Here is a 17,612-nt window from a genome sequence, read left to right as displayed (position 1 = left end):
TCTCGGCCCGCCCCCTAAGCGCAAACCCCATCACACTTTCCTCCGGGATCGGCTAGCATCGATCCACCGCGGCGGGGATCGCGGCAACCTACTGCAAGGGGAATGCAATGTATCTACTGGGTTTGGCGCTGAGCGTGATCGGCGGCTTGTGGATCATCGTCAACGCGTTTCGCGAAAGCGTGCTTTGGGGGCTGGGATCGCTGCTGATCCCGTTGGTCGCGCTGGTCTTCGCGATCATGAACTTTTCCGAGAACAAGATCCCGCTGCTGATCTGCGTGGTCGGCACCGTGCTGACCATCATGGGCATGCCGTCCATGTCCGAGATCGCCGCCACCGCGCAACCGGCGGCCTGAAGGCGCTGGCCCGGCGCGCGCGTCGCGCCGGGCCTGTTTCAACGCCGCGGCAGCCAGTCGGGTTCGGGCTGGTCGCGGTCGTAATACTCGAAGATCAGGTGGATGCGGTCGCTGTCACCGGCGTTCTCCACCGCGTGCACCGCCATGTTGCTGACCTCCACCGCCTCGCCTTCGACGAAGTGGTAGCCGACGCCGTCGACGAAGAAGGTCACACGCTCGTTGGTGATCAGCGGCACGTGCACCTTGTGCGGCCATTTCGCGGCCGGGTTGGCGTCGCGATGCGGCTTGATCACGCCGCCCGGCGCCATCCGCGCCAGCATCACCCGCGGGAACGCGGCGTTGGCGTAGCCGTAGGGCCGCACCGCCTGCGCCAGCACCGGCTCCAACAGCTCGCGCCACTGCGCCCACAGCGGGCGGTCGTAGGAATCACGCCAATCCTGGAAGTTGCTGACGAAGCGGAAGACCACGTGGCGGGTCTTGTCCAAGGCCTCGAAGCGGTTGGGCTTGTCGGCGTTCTCGGCGTCCCACACCGCTTCGGGGATCTCCAGCACCGCCGCGCGCAACGCCGCGATGTCGACCGGCCCGAGCCGGCGTATCGAGGTGGTCTTGCGCGGGTTGGGTTGGATCGGGCTGGCATTCATGGGCGTCGCGTTCATGGCATCGGACCGGGTCAGAACGAATAACCGAACAGCTCCAGATCGCGCTGGTAGAGCTCGCCCACCGCGTCGATCAAGGGCTGATCATAGTAGTCCCGATACCCGCCGCGGCGGGAACTGTTGACCTGGCCCAGTTGGGCGCTGGGGATGCCGATGCGGGCGCAGATGCTGTCGTAGGAGGCCTGCATCTCCTCGACCCGGCCCACGTAGTCGGCCAACAGTTCGCCGTCGGCGCCGGTGACCAGGCTGTGCTGCGGCTGGAACAGCACGTGCTGCATCGGCCGCGCCTCGAACAGGATATGCCGCATGACCGCCTGCGGACGCTGCAGGAAGGCGCCGTCGGCGCGGGTCATGAACGCGCAATAGGAAATGAAGCGATCGTAGGGGTTGCGCACGAACGCGAACTTGAAATAGCTCGCGAAGGCCTCCTCGCCCAGGAACGGACGCACCTGCTGCAAGCTGAGGTGGCCGTGCTTGATCGCGGCCAGTTCCTCGAACGGGAAGCGCTTGTTCACGAACAAACCGACCTGCTCGATGTCGTCGGCGCTCATGTGCTCGCGCAGGGCCTGGCGGACCGAATGGGTGCCGGTTTTGGGGATCGCGGCAAAAACGAAACGGTGCTGGTGGGAGATGATCATGCGTCTGGCCCTGGAATCGGCCTATCCTAAGCCAGCGGCGGGTGCGCAGGGCATCGCCCAGGCCCGTCGCGCCGGCTTCGCCGCTCCGATTCCGAGCATTTGCTCCACCTCCCCCGAGGATGCTGCATCGATGGACAGCGCACGCCCTGGCAGCGAAAGGCCCGACCGCGCGAACGCGCTCACGCCGCACGTGGCGTCGGTGCGCGAGGAGATCGCCAACGCGCTCACCCACGGCCTGGGCGCGACCGCCGCGTTGGCCGGCGGGGCGGTTCTGATCACCCTCGCCGCCCTGTACGGCGACGGCTGGCAACTGGTGGGCGCGACCGTATTCGGGATCAGCCTGCTGCTGCTCTACGTGGCCTCCACCCTCTACCACGCGATCCAGCACCCGATCGCCAAGGCGCGCCTCAAGGTCTTCGACCATTGCGCGATCTACCTGCTGATCGCCGGCACCTACACCCCGTTCACCCTGATCGGTTTGCGCGGCCCGTGGGGTTGGGGCCTGTTCGCGGCGATCTGGGCGCTGGCCTTCGCCGGCATCGTGTTCAAGCTGTTCTACACCGGCCGCTTCAAGCTGCTGTCGACCGGCATCTACATCGCGATGGGCTGGCTGGTGATCGTGGCGATCAAGCCGCTGCTGGGCGCGCTGGACACCTGGACCCTGGGCTGGCTGCTCGCCGGCGGGCTTTGCTACACCTTGGGCACGGTGTTCTACCACCGGCCCAAACTGCCGTATTCGCATGCGATCTGGCACATGTTCGTGATCGCCGGCAGCGTCTGCCATTACATCTCGGTGATGGCGCAGGTGATCCCCGCGCGCTGAACGCGCGCTGGCGTTCGCTGAACGCCGCACAACGCGTTCACCTGCGCTTGACCGCCAGGTGGGGATGGTGAGGCCACTCCTAACGAAGGACAGCGGCACTGGCGCGCATCGATGCGCGCCGTCCGGGTGCGGCCCGATCGGGCGGCCCGGAATCGGCCGATCAACATGCGCGAGAGCGAGCCCCACTCCAGCCCCGAGCCGACCGCAGCCAACGACGGCGCCGCAACACCCGCGTCCGGTACGGCGCGCGCTGCGCGGGCCATGCGTCTTCATCCCTGGCGCAGCGCCGCCGCGCTGCTGGCGATCGCGCTGCTGGCGCTGATCGCGCTGTGGGATTGGAACTGGCTGCGCGGCCCGATCGAGCGCCAGGTGCAGGCGCGCACCGGTCGCGACTTCGACATCGGCGGCGATCTGGATATCGCGCTGGGCCGCACCGTGCGCGTGCGCGCCGACGCCGTACGCTTCGGCGATGCCGACTGGTCGCGGCGCCGCGACATGGCGGTCGCCGATCGTCTGCAATTCGACATCGAACTGTGGCCGCTGCTGCGCGGCGATGTGCGCATCCCCGATCTGCGCCTGCAACGCCCGAGGCTGCATCTGGAAAACGACCGCAAACGCGGCGGCAACTGGGTGTTCGGCGAAACCGGCGGCGCCGGGCCAAGCTTCGGCCGCGTCTGGATCGAACAGGGCGAGCTGAGCTTCCTCGACCCGGTCAGCCGCAGCGACATGCGTTTCGAGATCGCCAGCCTGGCGCCGGGCGCCAACGACGCCGCCGCGCCGATCGCCGCGCGCGGCGGCGGACGCTGGAAGGGCAATCGCTTCAGCTTGCAGGGCCGCGCCGAATCTCCGCTGGAACTGCGCGATCGCGAACGTCCGTACCGTCTGGATCTGCGCGCGACTGCCGGCGCCACCCGCGCGCATGCGCGCGGCAGCCTGGTCGATCCGCTGCGGCTGCGCGACTTCGACCTGCGCCTGGCGCTGTCGGGCCAGGATCTGGCCGACCTGTACCCGCTGATCGGCGTGGCCACGCCGCCGACGCCGCCGTACTCGCTGGACGGTCGCCTTACCCGAGACATCGCCGGCGCGCGCACCACCTGGCACTACGACGATTTCACCGGCAAGGTCGGCGACAGCGACCTGGGCGGGCGCGCGAGCGTGGAGACTGGCGGCGCGCGCCCCTATCTGCGCGCCGATCTGCGTTCGCGCCGGCTCGACTTCGACGACCTAGGCGGCTTCGTCGGCGCCGCGCCGCAAACCGGACGCGGCGAGTCCAGCAATCCCGAACTCGCGGCCCTGGCCGCGCGCGAACGCGCGAGCGCACGCGTGCTGCCGGATACGCCCTACCGCCTGGACAAGCTGCGCGCGATGGACGCCGACGTGCGTTGGAAGGCGCAGCGCATCGACGCGCCGGGCTGGCCGATCGACAACATGGACGCGCATCTGCTGCTGGAAGCCGGCGTACTGCGCCTGCAACCGCTGGATTTCGGCGTCGCCGACGGCCGCATCCGCTCGACCGTACGCATGGACGCGCGCCAGCCCACCATCGCCACGCACGCGCAGATCGATGCGCGCGGCCTGACTCTGGCCAAGCTGCTGCCGACGGTGGACCTGGCGCGCGACGCGGTCGGCAAGGTCGGCGGACGGATCGCCCTGGACGGACGCGGCAATTCCATCGCCGACATGCTCGGCAGCAGCGACGGCGACATCGCGCTGGGCATGGGCTCGGGCAAGATCAGCAATCTGCTGATGGAGTTCACCGGCATCGACATCGCCGAGATCATCAAGTTCAAGCTCGGCCACGACCGCCAGATCCCGATCCGCTGCGCGTTCGGCGATTTCGAAGTGCGCGATGGCGTGATGCGCACCCGCGCGCTGGCCTTCGACACCAGCGACACCCTGCTGGTCGGCGACGGCAAGATCGACCTGGGAGACGAGACCCTGGACCTGATCCTGCGCGCGCGCCCCAAGGACCGCAGCCTGTTCACGCTGCGCTCGCCGCTGAAGGTGTCGGGCACGTTCAAGCACCCCAAGGCCAAACCCGACTACGCGCGCCTGGGCCTGCGCGGCGCCGCGGCGCTGGCCCTGGGCACGATCGCGCCGCCGGCGGCGTTGCTGGCGACGATAGAACTGGGACCGGGCAAGGACGCCGCGTGTGGCGGCAAGTACGCGCGTTGAGCGGCGCGCACCTTCGGGCGCGGTGACGACCGCAGCAGCATGCGAATCCGGGCGGGACGATGATGCGGTTCGCTGGCGCTCACCGCATCCTACGGCGACGCGGCCGCTCAGCTGGCGATGTAGCGCTGCAACTGGTCCAGCTCGAGTTGCTGGTCCTCGATCACCGCCTTGACCAGGTCGCCGATCGAGACCACGCCCTGCACCTGGCCGCCGTGCACCACCGGCAGATGGCGGATGCGGCGGTCGGTGACGATTTGCATGCAGCGCTCGGCGCTGTCTTCGAGGCCGACGCTGACCACCTCGGCGGTCATGATGTCGCGCACCGGCGTGTCGGCCGAGGAGCGGCCCTGCAACACGACTTTGCGCGCGTAATCGCGCTCGGACAGGATCCCGGTCAGACGCGGGCCTTCCATCACCAGTACCGCGCCTATGCGCTTTTCGGCCATCAGCCGGATCGCGTCGATCACCGGCGCGTCCGGGCCGATCGCGAACACTTCAGATGCTTTCGCTTCTAGCAGTTGCCGCACGGTGCGCATGGCCTTCTCCTTCGGCGATCTGGGAGGGGGGCAGCGAGCCCTGTCCCGAGGATACTCCTGCCGCCGGCTGCCAGGTGTCGACGAGGTACAGCGGCCGCTGCTTGGATTCCTCGTACAGCCGGCCCAGATATTCGCCGATCAGGCCCAGCGCGATCAGCTGCACGCCGCCCAGGAACAGGATCACCGCCATCATGGTCGGCCAACCCGCGACCGGGTCGCCCCAGAGCAGGGCCTTGGCCACCACCCACACGCCGAAGCCGAACGCGAACAGCGCGGTCGCCAGGCCCATATAAGTCGCCAGCCGCAGCGGCGCGGTCGAGAAGCTGGTGATGCCTTCCAGGGCCAGGTTCCACAGCCGCCAGAAATTGAACTTGCTGGCGCCGGCCACGCGCGCCTCGCGGTGGTAGGGCAAGGCGACCCGGTTGTAGCCGACCCAGCCGAACAGGCCCTTCATGAAGCGGTGGCGCTCGCGCAGCTGGCGCAGCCCGGTCAGGGCGCGCTCGGACAGCAGGCGGAAGTCGCCGGTGTCGGCCGGAATCGGAGTCTTCGACAGACGTCCGATCACCCGATAGAAGGCATGCGCGGTGCTGCGCTTGAGCCAGCTTTCGCCCTCGCGTTCGATGCGGGTGCCGTAGACGTCGTCGTAGCCTTCGCGCCACTTGGCGACGAAGGCGGCGATCAACTCCGGCGGGTCCTGGCCGTCGGCGTCCAGGATCAGGGCCGCGCCGCGCTCGACCCGGTCCAGGCCGGCGGTCAGCGCCAGTTCCTTGCCGAAATTGCGCGACAGGCGCAGCAGGGCGATGCGCGGATCGGCCGCGGCCAGGCTTTCCAGCACGCGCCAGGTCGCGTCGCGGCTGCCGTCGTCCACGTACAGCACGCGCCCCTCGACGCCGTCGGCGGCGATCGCATCCAGGGCCGCGGCGATGCGCGGCTGCAGCAGCGGCAGGCTCTCGGCCTCGTTGTAGGCGGCGACGACGACGGTCAGCAGATCGCGATTCATGCCTTCAATCATAGCCGGCGGCGCGGGCGGGGGTTTTCGATCTCATCGCAACGTCGCTGAAAACTGGCCGAGCGACCCTAGCCGGTGCCGCCCGCCACCGTTCCGGAGCCGCTCATGCCCACCGATGCCCGCTATCACGTCCTGTTCCTGTGCACCGGCAATTCCGCGCGCAGCGCGATGGCCGAAGCCCTGCTCAACACCTTGGGCGGGGACCGCTTCCGCGCCTGGAGCGCGGGCAGCCGCCCGGCCGGCTTCATCCAGCCCATGGCCGCCGAGCTTTCGGCCAAGCTCGGCTACGACCCGGCGCGCCTGCGCAGCAAAAGCTGGGACGAGTTCGCCGGCGCCGACGCGCCGCGCATGGACATGGTGATCACCGTCTGCGACGACGCCGCCGGCGAGTCTTGCCCGGTGCGCTTGGGCGAGGCTGCGACCGCGCATTGGGGCGTGGCCGATCCTGCCGCCGCGGTCGGCGACGAGGACGCGCGCCGCCAGGCCTATGTGGCGGCGTTCGCGCTGCTGCGCCGGCGCGTCGAACTGCTGCTGTCGCTGCCGCTGGACAAGCTGGACCGCCTGGTCGCGCAGGATCGCCTGCGCGACATCGGCCGCGGCGCGTGAGCGCGCCTCAGTCGATCTGCTTGAGGTAGCCGCTGCCGCCGATGTAGCGCATCTGGCGCTGGATCGCGTTGGCGCGGCGCTGCACGTAAGGGCCCGGGCGCGCGATGCTGTAGCGCTTGGGATTGGGCAGCACCGCGGCCATGCGCGCGGCCTCGGCCGGGCCCAGGCGCGCGGCGTCCTTGCGGTAGTAGGTGCGCGCGGCGGCCTGCGCGCCGTACACGCCGTCGCCGAACTCGGCGATGTTGGCGTAGACCTCGATGATGCGGTGCTTGGGCCACATCAGTTCGATCAGCAGGGTGTACCAGGCCTCGACGCCCTTGCGCACCCAGCTGCGCCCGCTCCACAGGAACAGGTTCTTGGCGGTCTGCTGGCTGATGGTGCTGCCGCCGCGGACCTTGCGGCCGCGTGCGTTGTTCTTGCGCGCCTTCTCGATGGCCTTGAGATCGAAGCCGAAGTGCTCGGCGAAGTTCTGGTCCTCGGAGGCCACCAGGGCCACCGGCACGTTGGAGGAGATCTCGTCCAGGTCGCGCCAGTCGTAGGCGACGCGGAAGCCGAAATCGCCGCTGCCCCAGGCCTGGAACTGGCGCGCGGCCATGAAGGCGCTGAACGGCGGATCGATGAAGCGCAGCACCGCGACCTGCAGGATCGAAGCGGCCAGGAACAGGAACGGCAGCGCGATCAGCCAGCGCAGCCAGCGACGGCGCCGGCGCGTGGCCGGGGGCGCGGGGACGGTCTCGTTCACGACTTGCACTGTCTGCACTCCATCCCCATCTTGCCCGGTCTCCCCTTTCACGCGGTCGCGCGCATTATCCGCGATAGAGCGCGCGCCGCCGCACGAGTCCAGCGATGAACGATTCCAGCCCCACCGACGCCGTCGGCCCCGACCACGACCACGACCGCCTGACCCGATTCCTGATCGAGGGCGCCGGTGTGCGCGGCGTGCACGTGCACCTGGACCAGACCTGGCGCCAGATCCGCGAGCGCTCCGAGTATCCGCCCGCGGCGGCCGAACTGCTGGGCGAGGCCGCCGCCGCGGCCGCCCTGTTCACCGGACACGCCAAGGTCGAGGGCCGCTTGTCCGTGCAGCTGCGCGGCGACGGCGCCCTGCGCACCCTGTTCGCCGAGTGCACCGCCGCCGGCACCCTGCGCGGCATCGCCCAGCTGGCCGAGGACGGCGGCGAGGTCTCGCGCGACCTGCGCCAGCTCGGCCCGGATGCGGTGCTGGCGATCACCATCGAGAACCCGCCGATCGGCGGGCGCGCCGGCGACGACCGCGATCCGGCCCGCTACCAGGGCCTGGTGGCGCTGGATTCGGACTCCCTCAGCGGCGCCTTCGAGGACTACTTCCGCCAGTCCGAACAGCTGCCGACCCGCCTGCTGCTGGCCGCCGACGGCGAGCGCGCGGCCGGCCTGATGCTGCAGAAGCTGCCCGGCGACGGCGGCGACGAGGACGGCTGGACCCGGGCCGGGGCCTTGTTCGACACCCTCCAACCTGGGGAGCTGCTGGGCTGGGACACCGTCACCGTGCTGACCCGCCTGTTCCATGAGGACGGGGTCCAGTTGCTGGGCGGCAAGCCGCTGAGCTTCGCCTGCTCTTGCTCGCGCGAGCGGGTCGAGGCCATGCTGGTCTCGCTGGGTCAGGAGGAGGCCGAAGCGGCCGCCGCCGCGGCCGACGGCGAGGCCCAGGTGCGGTGCGAGTTCTGTGGCCAGACCTATCGTTTCAACAGTAACCAAATCAGTCACTTGTTCGCGGTTGCGGCCACCGAGGTCGCGGCACCGGACCGTTTGCAATAGGTCCTTCACACGGCCGTCTCGGTTTGTTAAATAAACATAAACCGTCTATAGTCCCATTCCAGGTTCTAGGGGAACTTGACCGGCCCAGCCCGGTCGTATCGTCACCATGCACGCACGCTCGCTACGTCTGTCGTTCGCCTTGATGCTCGCCTTCGGCGCGGCATCGGCTGCGCATGCGCAAACCGCGAAGCGCAGCGATACGACGTATCTGCCGGTCTGGAACCAGTCCAACGGCAAGGTCGAATACCTGTTGCAGCTCGAGCCCACCAATGCACCGGTGGCCGGCGCGCGTTGGCGCGTGGGCAGCAATTCGCTGGACGCCGCATTCGGTCTGGATGCGGGCGATACCCTGGGCCTGGTCTGCGACCGCAAGACCGGCCTGGCCGGCGCGATCGGCAACCTCGCCAATCACTGCATGCTCGCCGCGCTCGACGAAGACGATCGCGGCGGTTCGCGTCAGGTGTCCGCGGGCGCCGCGCTGAGCCGCCCCGGCGGCAAGATCGGACTCTCGATCGGCAACGGCAAGGACACCCTGCCGGCCTGGCTGAGCCCGAACGGCCGCAACAGCAAGCTCGACCAGAACACCCTGACCGTCTACGGCCAGAAGAACATCGGCCGCGAGGCCACCGTGTCGATCGGCGGCACCTGGGCGCGCGCGCGCCTGATCCCGGCCGGCGAAATGCCGACCATCGCCGATCGCTGGAACAGCAAGAGCCTCACCATCGGCGCCGGCTACGGCAACTTCGGCGCCAATATCGTCGGCCGCGTGGTCGACACCCCCGGCCAGCCGGGTCAGTGGGAAGGCCTGGGCGTCGGCCTGACCTGGCGCACGCCCTGGAGCGGCCAGCTCACGGTGGGCGCCGAGAACGTGATTACGCGCGGCAAGAACCCGTTCGCGCCGGGCAACACCGACAAGGACGAAGGCACCGTGCCCTACGTCCGTTACGAGCAAGACCTCTAAGGCAACGCCTTCGCCGCGTCGGGCTTTCGACGCGCGCTATCGAATCGCCCAGACCGAAGCGGCCAGCCAACGCCGGTGGCTTCAGCCTGCCTTTGCGCCGGCTCGCAAGCCCATCTGACTAGCGCACCTCGGACGAGAAGCATGGCCTTCGGCGCTTGACCCTCGATGCGCCACTCCCGAACCGCCCCGAATCGGCGCCCAAGGCGATGCCGATGGCCTCGTTGCGCCCCTACAGCGGCGCGCAACGCCCCCGCATGAGCGCGCGTCGCTGAGTAGTGCCTCGTTTGCGCCAAAGCGGTGATCCACCGCACCAATCGTGTCGTGAATTCGCACCGTCCGTCGCGCTAATCACGCACAAAAACACTGTACGCATGCGTATTTAGGCCTGAAATTGAACGTAAACCCGCTCAATTGGAACGCCAGCTGAATAGTGTGAAGAATTTGTCAAAAGACGACGTTTAACGACACTTTAATTACTCACTTCTGACGGCTAGTATCGGCGCCACCTTGCAGGAATTGGCGTCTTATTTGACTCCGCCAGCTTGGTCCCATGGGTACCACCAATTCCGATTTTCTGGAGAGAGAGATGACCTTCAAGACCACCCAGCTCCGCGACGCGATTACTTTCGCGCTCGCCGTGGGCGCCACTGCCGCTGCCGGCACGGGTGTGGCCTTTGCTCAGGAAGAGAGCAAGGACCCGACCACCCTCGACCGCATCGAAGTGACCGGTTCGCGCATTAAGCGTGCCGATATCGAAACCTCGCAGCCGATCTTCTCGCTCAGCCGCGAAGACATCAGCGCGCAGGGCCTGACCTCGGTCGGCGACGTGATCCAGAACATCACGTCCAACGGTTCGACGCTGAACAGCACCTTCAACAACGGCGGTAACGGCGAAACCCGCGTCAACCTGCGTAACGTCGGCTCGAACCGCACCCTGGTGCTGGTCAACGGCCGTCGTTGGGTCGGCGGCACCGGTCTCGGTGGCGCGGTCGACCTCAACACCATCCCGACCGCCGCGGTCGAGCGCATCGAAGTCCTGAAGGACGGCGCCTCGACGATCTACGGTTCGGACGCCATCGCTGGCGTGGTCAACGTGATCCTGCGTCGCAACTTCGAAGGCGCTGAAGCCAACGCTTACATCGGCGCGTTCGACAAGGGCGACGGCGAGCGTCAGGCCTACGACTTCACCATCGGCACGTCCGGCGACCGCTACAGCGCGATGCTGGGCTTCGGCTACGTGAAGGAAGAGCCGGTCAAGGCTGGCGATCGCAAGATCTCGGCCGTGCCGAACTTCGGCTCGACCGCTGGCTTCGGCAGCTCGGGCACCACTCCGCAGGGTCAGTTCTCGCTGGCCGGCGGCCGCCGCCCGGACGGCACTGTCGGCACCTTCATCCCGACCCCGACCGGCGCCGGTTCGACGGCGTTCCGTCCCTTCACCGCGCCGGATGCCTACAACTTCGCTCCGGACAACTACCTGCTGACCCCGCAGGAGCGTCGTTCGGTGTTCGCGTCGGGTTCGTTCGACATCACCGACAACGTCCGCTTCAAGACGACGATCACCTATAACGAGCGCATCTCCGAGCAGCTGCTGGCGGCTAGCCCGATCACCCTGGGCACCGCGGCTCCGGGCACCAACGGCGCCAACATCTCGATCTCGGCGCAGAACATCTACAACCCGTACGGCCAGGCCGTCACCGGCATCCAGTACCGTCCGACCGAGCTCGGCGGCCGTAGCTTCAACCAGGAAGTGAACACCTTCGCGTTCGACGGCAGCCTCGAAGGCAGCTTCGAAGTCGGCGAGCGTGCGTTCGACTGGGAAGCCGGTTACTTCTTCGGCGAGAACAAGCGCTACGACACCACCTTCGGCCTGTACAACATCAGCGCGCTGCGCAATGCGCTGGGCCCGTCGTTCCGCGACGGCCAGGGCGTGGCCCGTTGCGGCACCCCGACCGCGATCATCGCCGGTTGCGTGCCGCTGAACCTGCTCAGCGGCGGTGGCGGCTTCACCCCGGAAATGGCTGCGTACTCCGGCTTCGTCGCCCACGACACCCGTGGCTACAAGCAGAAGACCTACTACGCCAACGTCGGCGGCGACCTGTTCGACCTGCCGGGCGGCCCGCTGGCCTTCTCGTTCGGCATGGAACACCGCACCGAGTCCGGCTTCGACCAGCCCGACGCGATCGTCAACACCGGCGACACCACCGGCAACGCCCGTAAGGCGACCGCCGGCGGTTACTCGCTGGACGAGGCTTACCTCGAACTGTCGGTGCCGGTCCTGGCCGACGTGCCGTTCGCCAAGCTGCTCGACTTCTCGGTGGCGACCCGCTACTCCGACTACAGCAACTTCGGCGACACGCTCAACAGCAAGTTCGGTTTCCGCTGGAAGCCGATCGACGACCTAATGGTCCGCGGCAACTGGTCGGAAGGCTTCCGCGCTCCGTCGATCGCCGAGCTGTTCACCGGCGTCTCGGACACGTTCCAGACCATCACCGATCCCTGCAACGGCTCGCTGCAGGGCGCTCCGAACACCAACCGCCCGGCGGCGTGCGGCTCGGTGCCGGCGTACAACCAGATCAACACCCAGATCCGTACCACCACCGGCGGCAACCCGAACCTGGGCGCGGAGAACTCCACCTCCAAGACCCTGGGCTTCGTGTACAGCCCGAGCTGGGCCGAAGGTCTCGACATCTCGCTGGACTGGTGGGAGATCAAGATCGAAAACGCGATCTTCACCCAGACCGCGCAGGCCATCCTGGACAACTGTTACCGCAACGGCACCGCCAGTGCCTGCGCCCTGGTGCAGCGCGCGTCTGACGGCCAGATCTCCGGCCTGCAGTCGACCCCGTCCAACGTCGGTACGATCTTCAACGAAGGTTACGACCTGACCGTCGGCTACAAGCTGCCGGAAACCTCGTACGGCAAGTTCCGCGTGGTGTGGGACACGACCTACCTGGCCAAGTCGACCACCGACGTCAACGGCGACGGCATCGTCTCCGAAGATCCGGTGACCGGCGAAGGCGGCAACACGGCAGGCGAGTATCAGGGCGGTTCGGCACGCACCAACAACTGGCGCATCCGCTCCAACCTGGCCCTGAACTGGGAGAAGGGCGACTTCGGCGCGACCTGGTTCGTGCGTTACTTCTCTCACCAGGAAGAGTCCTGCGCCACCATCGCCGCCGCACAGCGCGTCAATCTGTGCTCGGATCCGACCCGCATCACCAACCTCGACGGCAACGACCCGGGCACCGCTCCGGACGGCCCGCAGCTGCGTCCGCAGAACCGCATCGGCGGCGCCACGTACCACGACGCCAGCGTCTTCTTCAACGCGCCGTGGAACGCTCGCATCACCGTTGGCGTGAACAACCTGTTCGACAAGGATCCGCCGCGTTCCGCGTCGACCTTCGCCAACAGCTTCGACCCGCAGTACGAAGTCCCGGGCCGCTTCATCTACTTCCGCTACGCGCAGAAGTTCTGATCGACCCCGTAACATCCGCAGTAACCGCTACGGCCCCTCACGGGGCCGTAGTTTTTTGTACGGCACCCGTCTCGCCCGACATCGATCGGCCGACGACGCCAGCGCGGGACGATGCAGCGACTCGCTCGCCGCCAACTTCGTCGCGACATCATGTATCGCGACGCGCGCATGTCACATGCATGAATCGGCAGCGACGCTGCCGAGTGACGAGGTAGCGATTGGCCCGCCTCCGACTTCGTCGCAACATCATGTGTCGCGGTGTGCTCGCGTCGCACGCGATTAATCGGTCAACGACGCCACCGCGAGACGACGCGGCGAATCTCGCCCACCTCTAACTTCGTCGCGACATAACGCGCCGCAGCGCGCGCATCGCGTCATCGCCCGCTGACATTGCGCCCCGGTGCGGGCCGTGTTTTTTGGCAGGCATCTCGCCAGTCAAAACCAAATCCTTATCCTTCGATGCCACCGCGGCAGAACGACGGCATAGCTGCGCATGTTTCCAACAAGCGCAGCAACGCGTCATCGAGACGTGCGCGACGCAGCAAGGCAGACCTAGCGGATCGTCTGCATGCCGAGCGCCATGCGAGCAATAACAGCGCGAAAAACATGCCTTTCGAGTGTCTAAATTGATACTCATCACACCATAAGCGCACAGATATTTTTTGCGTTAGGCACCAATAAGAACTCACTAAGAAACGCATTACGCGCACGCACTCATCACATTGAGTGCCAATACATGTAGCGCCAAAAAAACACTGTTAAAACCGTGTTGGATTCGCTGGAACTAGCGGCTACGATCCGCCGCACCTTGCTGATATTGGCGTCTTTCTTGACTCCCCCGGCCGGGTCCCATGGGTTCCACCTATTTTGATTTTCTGGAGAGAGAGATGACCTTCAAAACCACCCAGCTTCGCGACGCGATCACCTTCGCGCTCGCGGTGGGCGCCACCGCCGCGGCCGGCACCGGTGTTGCCTTCGCTCAGGAAGAGAGCAAGGAAGCCACCACCCTCGACCGCATCGAAGTCACCGGTTCGCGCATCAAGCGCGCCGACATCGAGACCTCGCAGCCGATCTTCTCGCTCAGCCGCGAGGACATCACCTCGCAAGGCCTGACTTCGGTTGGCGACGTGATCCAGAACATCACCGCCAACGGTTCGACCCTCAACAGCTCTTTCAATAACGGCGGCAACGGCGAGACCCGCGTCAGCCTGCGTAACCTGGGCGCGGCCCGCACCCTGGTGCTGGTGAACGGCAAGCGCTGGGTCGGCGGCACCGGCCTCGGTGGCGCGGTCGACCTCAACACCATCCCGACCGCCGCGGTCGAGCGCATCGAAATCCTGAAGGACGGCGCTTCGACGATTTACGGCTCCGACGCCATCGCCGGCGTGGTCAACGTGATCCTGCGTCAGAACTTCGAAGGCGCCGAAGCCAACGCCTACATCGGCACCTACGACAAGGGCGACGGCGGGCGCCAGTCCTACGACTTCACCATCGGCACGACCTCGGACCGCTTCAGCGCCATGCTGGGCTTCGGCTACGTCAAAGAAGAGCCGATCATGGCCGGCGACCGATACATCTCCAAGGAACCGACGGTCGGCACGGGCAACGCCCGCGGTAGCACCAATACGATCTTCGGCAACTTCTCGCTCAACGGCCGCCGTCCCGACGGCACCACCGGCACCTTCACTTACAACCCGGGCCAGAGCGGCACCAACTGGCGTCCGTTCGTCGCGCCGGCCGACCTGTACAACTTCGCGCCCGAGAACTACCTGCTGACCCCGCAGGAGCGCCGTTCGGTGTTCGCCAACGGCACGTTGGACATCACCGACAACCTGCGCTTCAAGACCACCATCACCTACAACCAGCGCGAGTCCGAGCAGCTGCTCGCCTCGATGCCGATCAGCCTGGGCACGGCGCCGAACACCACGCCGGCGCAGCGCGCGATCAACATCAGCGCGCAAAACATCTACAACCCGTTCGGCCAGACCGTGACCGCGGTCGAGCGCCGCGCCAGGGAAACCGGCGGCCGCTCGTTCAACCAGGACGTGCGCACCTTCGCGATGGACGCGATGCTGGAAGGCACGCTGACCTTCGGCGATAACTTCTACGACTGGCAGGCCGGCTACTTCCGCGGCGAGAACAAGGCCAACAACACCACCACCGGCCTGTTCAACCTGATCGCCCTGCAGCAGGCGCTGGGCCCGTCGTTCCGTGACGGCCGTGGCATCGCCCGCTGCGGTACCCCGACCGCCACCATCACCGGCTGCGTGCCGCTGAACCTGCTCGGCGCGCCGGGCTCGATCACGCCCGACATGCTGAACTACGTGACGTTCACCGCGCACGACGAGTTCAAGTACGAACAGAACACCTACTACGCCAACATCGGCGGCGACCTGTTCGATCTGCCGGGCGGCCCGGTGGGCTTCTCGTTCGGTCTCGAGCACCGCACCGAGTCCGGCTACGACTCGCCGGACGCGCTGATCAACTCCGGCAACACCACCGGCAACGCCCGCACCGCGACCGCCGGCAGCTACAAGGTCGACGAAGCCTACGTCGAGTTCGCGATCCCGGTGCTGGCCGATGTGGCGTTCGCCAAGCTGCTACAGCAACTTCGGCGACACGCTGAACAGCAAGTTCGGTTTCCGCTGGAAGCCGATCGACGACCTGATGATCCGCGGCAACTGGTCCGAGGGCTTCCGTGCACCGTCGATCTCCGAACTGTTCGCCGGTCGGGCCGACTCGTTCCCGACCGTCACCGACGCCTGCAACACCGCGCAGTTCGGTCAGCAGAGTTCGGTCGCCCAGGCACGCTGCGTCACCGAAGGCGTGCCGGTCGGCGGCTACGTCCAGCCGAACACCCAGATCCGCATCACCGTCGGCGGCAACCCCCAGCTGAAGCCGGAAACCTCCGAATCCAAGACCCTGGGCCTGGTCTATAGCCCGAGCTGGATCGAAGGCCTGGACATCTCCCTGGACTGGTGGAACATCAAGCTCGAGGACGCGATCACCACCCTTGGCGGCAGCACGATCATTCAGCAGTGCGTCGACTCCGGCGGTACCGATTCGACCTGCGGCCTGTACACGCGCAGCCCCGGCGGCGCCATCAACACCCTGCTCAACTCCACCATCAATATCGGTGGCCGGGAAGTCGAGGGTTACGACCTGACGGTCAACTACCGTCTGCCGGAAACCGCGTGGGGCAAGTTCGGCTTCATCTGGGACACCACCTACCTGGCCAAGAGCCTCCAGGACCTCGACGGCGACGGCAAGTATGGCGAGGACCGCCAGCGCGAGCCCAAGATCGGCGAGCGCCTGAACTTCAATGAAGGCGGCGACCTGGTCGGCGAATTCGCCCAGAACAACAACCGCTGGCGGATCCGCTCCAACCTGGCCGTGCGCTGGGAGAAGGGCGACTTCGGTGCGTCCTGGAACATGCGCTACTTCTCGTCGCAGACGGAAGCTTGCTCGGCGCAGTTCGAGGCTTTGGGCAAGTGCTCGGATACGACCCGCTTCATCGGTGTCCCGTCCGACACCAACCGCAACGGTGTTTGGGACGGCACGGCCGGCGGCGATCGCATCAACGTGCTGAAGGAATCGCAGCACCGCATCGGCGGCACCACGTACCACGACGCCAGCGTCTTCTTCAATGCACCGTGGAACGCTCGCGTCACCATTGGCGTCAACAACATCTTCGACAAGAACCCGCCGGTGGTTCTGAACTCGTTCGCCAACTCGTTCGACCCGCAGTACGAAGTCCCGGGCCGCTTCGTGTACTTCCGCTACGCGCAGAAGTTCTGATCGACTCCGCGACATCCGCAGTAGCCGCTACGGCCCCTCACGGGGCCGTAGTTTTTTGGGCGGCGCGCGGTGCCGTCCCGCTATCGGCGACACCGCTCGACCCGGCGCAGCGATCGGGCATGCACCGTCATCGCCTGCATTCGCACCGCACAGCGCGCGCATGTCTGCGCACTTAATACTCTCGCTACAGCCTGTGATTAGTAGCGCCAAACGCGCACGCGCTATTCGTAAAAGAGTGCTCTTCGCGTGCCTATGACAATCAACTTCACATCAGACATGTGCCTGGATTATGAGCATTAGTCACCGATACGAAGTTACGAAGAAACGCATTGTGTGCGCGCACTCAGCGCATTGCGTGCCAATGCATGTAGTGCGCGAAAAATATCGTTAAAACCGTGTTGGAATTCGCATAACGAGCGGCTACGATCCGGCGCACCTTGCTGAAATTGGCGTCTTGCTTGACTCCTCCGGCTGGGTCCCATGGGCAACACCAATTCCGATTTCTGGAGAGAGAGATGACCTTCAAGACCACCCAGCTCCGCGAGGCGATTACGTTCGCGCTCGCCGTGAGCGCTACTGCCGCCGCCGGCACGGGCGTGGCCTTCGCTCAGGAAGAGAGCAAGGACCCGACCACCCTCGACCGCATCGAAGTCACCGGTTCGCGCATCAAGCGTGCCGACATCGAAACTTCGCAGCCGATCTTCTCGCTCAGCCGCGAAGACATCACCGCGCAGGGCCTGACCTCGGTCGGCGACGTGATCCAGAACATCACGGCCAACGGCTCGACG

General features: G+C 66.6%; 13 protein-coding genes and 1 pseudogene. 9 read left to right on the top strand and 5 right to left on the bottom strand.

Annotated features, from left to right (window positions below; all coding sequences use genetic code 11):
* Positions 1 to 107: 107 nt before the first annotated feature.
* Positions 108 to 353, top strand: coding sequence for a hypothetical protein (locus ASD69_RS19755; RefSeq protein ID WP_056182651.1), 246 nt, complete (start codon positions 108 to 110; stop codon positions 351 to 353).
* 38 nt (positions 354 to 391) lie between these two features.
* On the opposite strand, the gene ASD69_RS19750 is transcribed toward ASD69_RS19755, so the two are convergent.
* Both ASD69_RS19750 and ASD69_RS19745 read right to left on the bottom strand, forming a co-directional pair.
* Positions 392 to 994 (bottom strand): aspartyl/asparaginyl beta-hydroxylase domain-containing protein, encoded by a 603-nt coding sequence (locus ASD69_RS19750; protein ID WP_056183183.1) that lies wholly within the window; start codon positions 992 to 994, stop codon positions 392 to 394.
* 29 nt (positions 995 to 1,023) lie between these two features.
* Positions 1,024 to 1,647 (bottom strand): sulfotransferase family 2 domain-containing protein, encoded by a 624-nt coding sequence (locus ASD69_RS19745; RefSeq protein ID WP_056182648.1) that lies wholly within the window; start codon positions 1,645 to 1,647, stop codon positions 1,024 to 1,026.
* Between the two features lie 130 nt (positions 1,648 to 1,777).
* Between ASD69_RS19745 and ASD69_RS19740 the strand changes: the two genes are divergently transcribed.
* Together ASD69_RS19740 and ASD69_RS19735 are read left to right on the top strand one after the other, a co-directional pair.
* Positions 1,778 to 2,470, top strand: a complete 693-nt coding sequence (locus tag ASD69_RS19740; protein ID WP_056183180.1) for a hemolysin III family protein — start codon at positions 1,778 to 1,780, stop codon at positions 2,468 to 2,470.
* Positions 2,471 to 2,635: 165 nt separating this feature from the next.
* The gene (locus ASD69_RS19735; protein WP_082576658.1) at positions 2,636 to 4,645 is read left to right on the top strand and encodes an AsmA family protein; all 2,010 of its coding nucleotides are present in this window, start codon (positions 2,636 to 2,638) and stop codon (positions 4,643 to 4,645) included.
* Positions 4,646 to 4,752: 107 nt separating this feature from the next.
* Here the strand turns inward: ASD69_RS19735 and ASD69_RS19730 are convergent, their stop codons facing one another.
* Both ASD69_RS19730 and ASD69_RS19725 read right to left on the bottom strand, forming a co-directional pair.
* Positions 4,753 to 5,181, bottom strand: coding sequence for a CBS domain-containing protein (locus ASD69_RS19730; protein WP_056183175.1), 429 nt, complete (start codon positions 5,179 to 5,181; stop codon positions 4,753 to 4,755).
* On the bottom strand, positions 5,141 to 6,181 hold the full coding sequence (locus tag ASD69_RS19725) for a glycosyltransferase family 2 protein (protein ID WP_056182641.1): 1,041 nt from the start codon (positions 6,179 to 6,181) through the stop codon (positions 5,141 to 5,143). Before ASD69_RS19725 ends, ASD69_RS19730 begins: the two co-directional genes overlap by 41 nt.
* Before the next feature lie 114 nt (positions 6,182 to 6,295).
* On the opposite strand from ASD69_RS19725, the gene ASD69_RS19720 reads away from it, so the two are divergent.
* On the top strand, positions 6,296 to 6,796 hold the full coding sequence (locus tag ASD69_RS19720) for an arsenate reductase ArsC (protein WP_056182638.1): 501 nt from the start codon (positions 6,296 to 6,298) through the stop codon (positions 6,794 to 6,796).
* Positions 6,797 to 6,803: 7 nt separating this feature from the next.
* Here ASD69_RS19720 and mtgA read toward each other — a convergent pair whose 3' ends face one another.
* Entirely contained in the window at positions 6,804 to 7,538 is a 735-nt protein-coding gene (gene mtgA, locus ASD69_RS19715) for a monofunctional biosynthetic peptidoglycan transglycosylase (protein ID WP_235567276.1), read from the bottom strand.
* Positions 7,539 to 7,642: 104 nt separating this feature from the next.
* Here mtgA and ASD69_RS19710 point away from each other — a divergent pair, with 104 nt between their 5' ends.
* From ASD69_RS19710 to ASD69_RS19690, 5 genes and pseudogenes are all read left to right on the top strand, one after another.
* Positions 7,643 to 8,590, top strand: coding sequence for an Hsp33 family molecular chaperone HslO (locus ASD69_RS19710; RefSeq protein WP_056182632.1), 948 nt, complete (start codon positions 7,643 to 7,645; stop codon positions 8,588 to 8,590).
* Positions 8,591 to 8,732: 142 nt separating this feature from the next.
* On the top strand, positions 8,733 to 9,551 hold the full coding sequence (locus ASD69_RS19705; RefSeq protein WP_175488960.1) for a hypothetical protein: 819 nt from the start codon (positions 8,733 to 8,735) through the stop codon (positions 9,549 to 9,551).
* A gap of 586 nt (positions 9,552 to 10,137) precedes the next feature.
* A complete protein-coding gene (locus ASD69_RS19700) occupies positions 10,138 to 13,026 on the top strand; it encodes a TonB-dependent receptor (protein ID WP_056182627.1) in 2,889 nt (962 codons plus the stop codon).
* An 887-nt stretch (positions 13,027 to 13,913) separates the two neighbouring features.
* A pseudogene (locus tag ASD69_RS19695) lies at positions 13,914 to 16,824 on the top strand (TonB-dependent receptor).
* 515 nt (positions 16,825 to 17,339) lie between these two features.
* A partial coding sequence (locus ASD69_RS19690; protein ID WP_056182624.1) for a hypothetical protein occupies positions 17,340 to 17,612 on the top strand: 273 nt, incomplete at its 3' end.

Source organism: Lysobacter sp. Root604 (assembly GCF_001427505.1).
Classification (GTDB): Bacteria; Pseudomonadota; Gammaproteobacteria; order Xanthomonadales; family Xanthomonadaceae; genus Lysobacter.
Note: the sequence above shows the minus strand (reverse complement) of the source record. Positions and strands in the feature narration are given on the sequence as shown.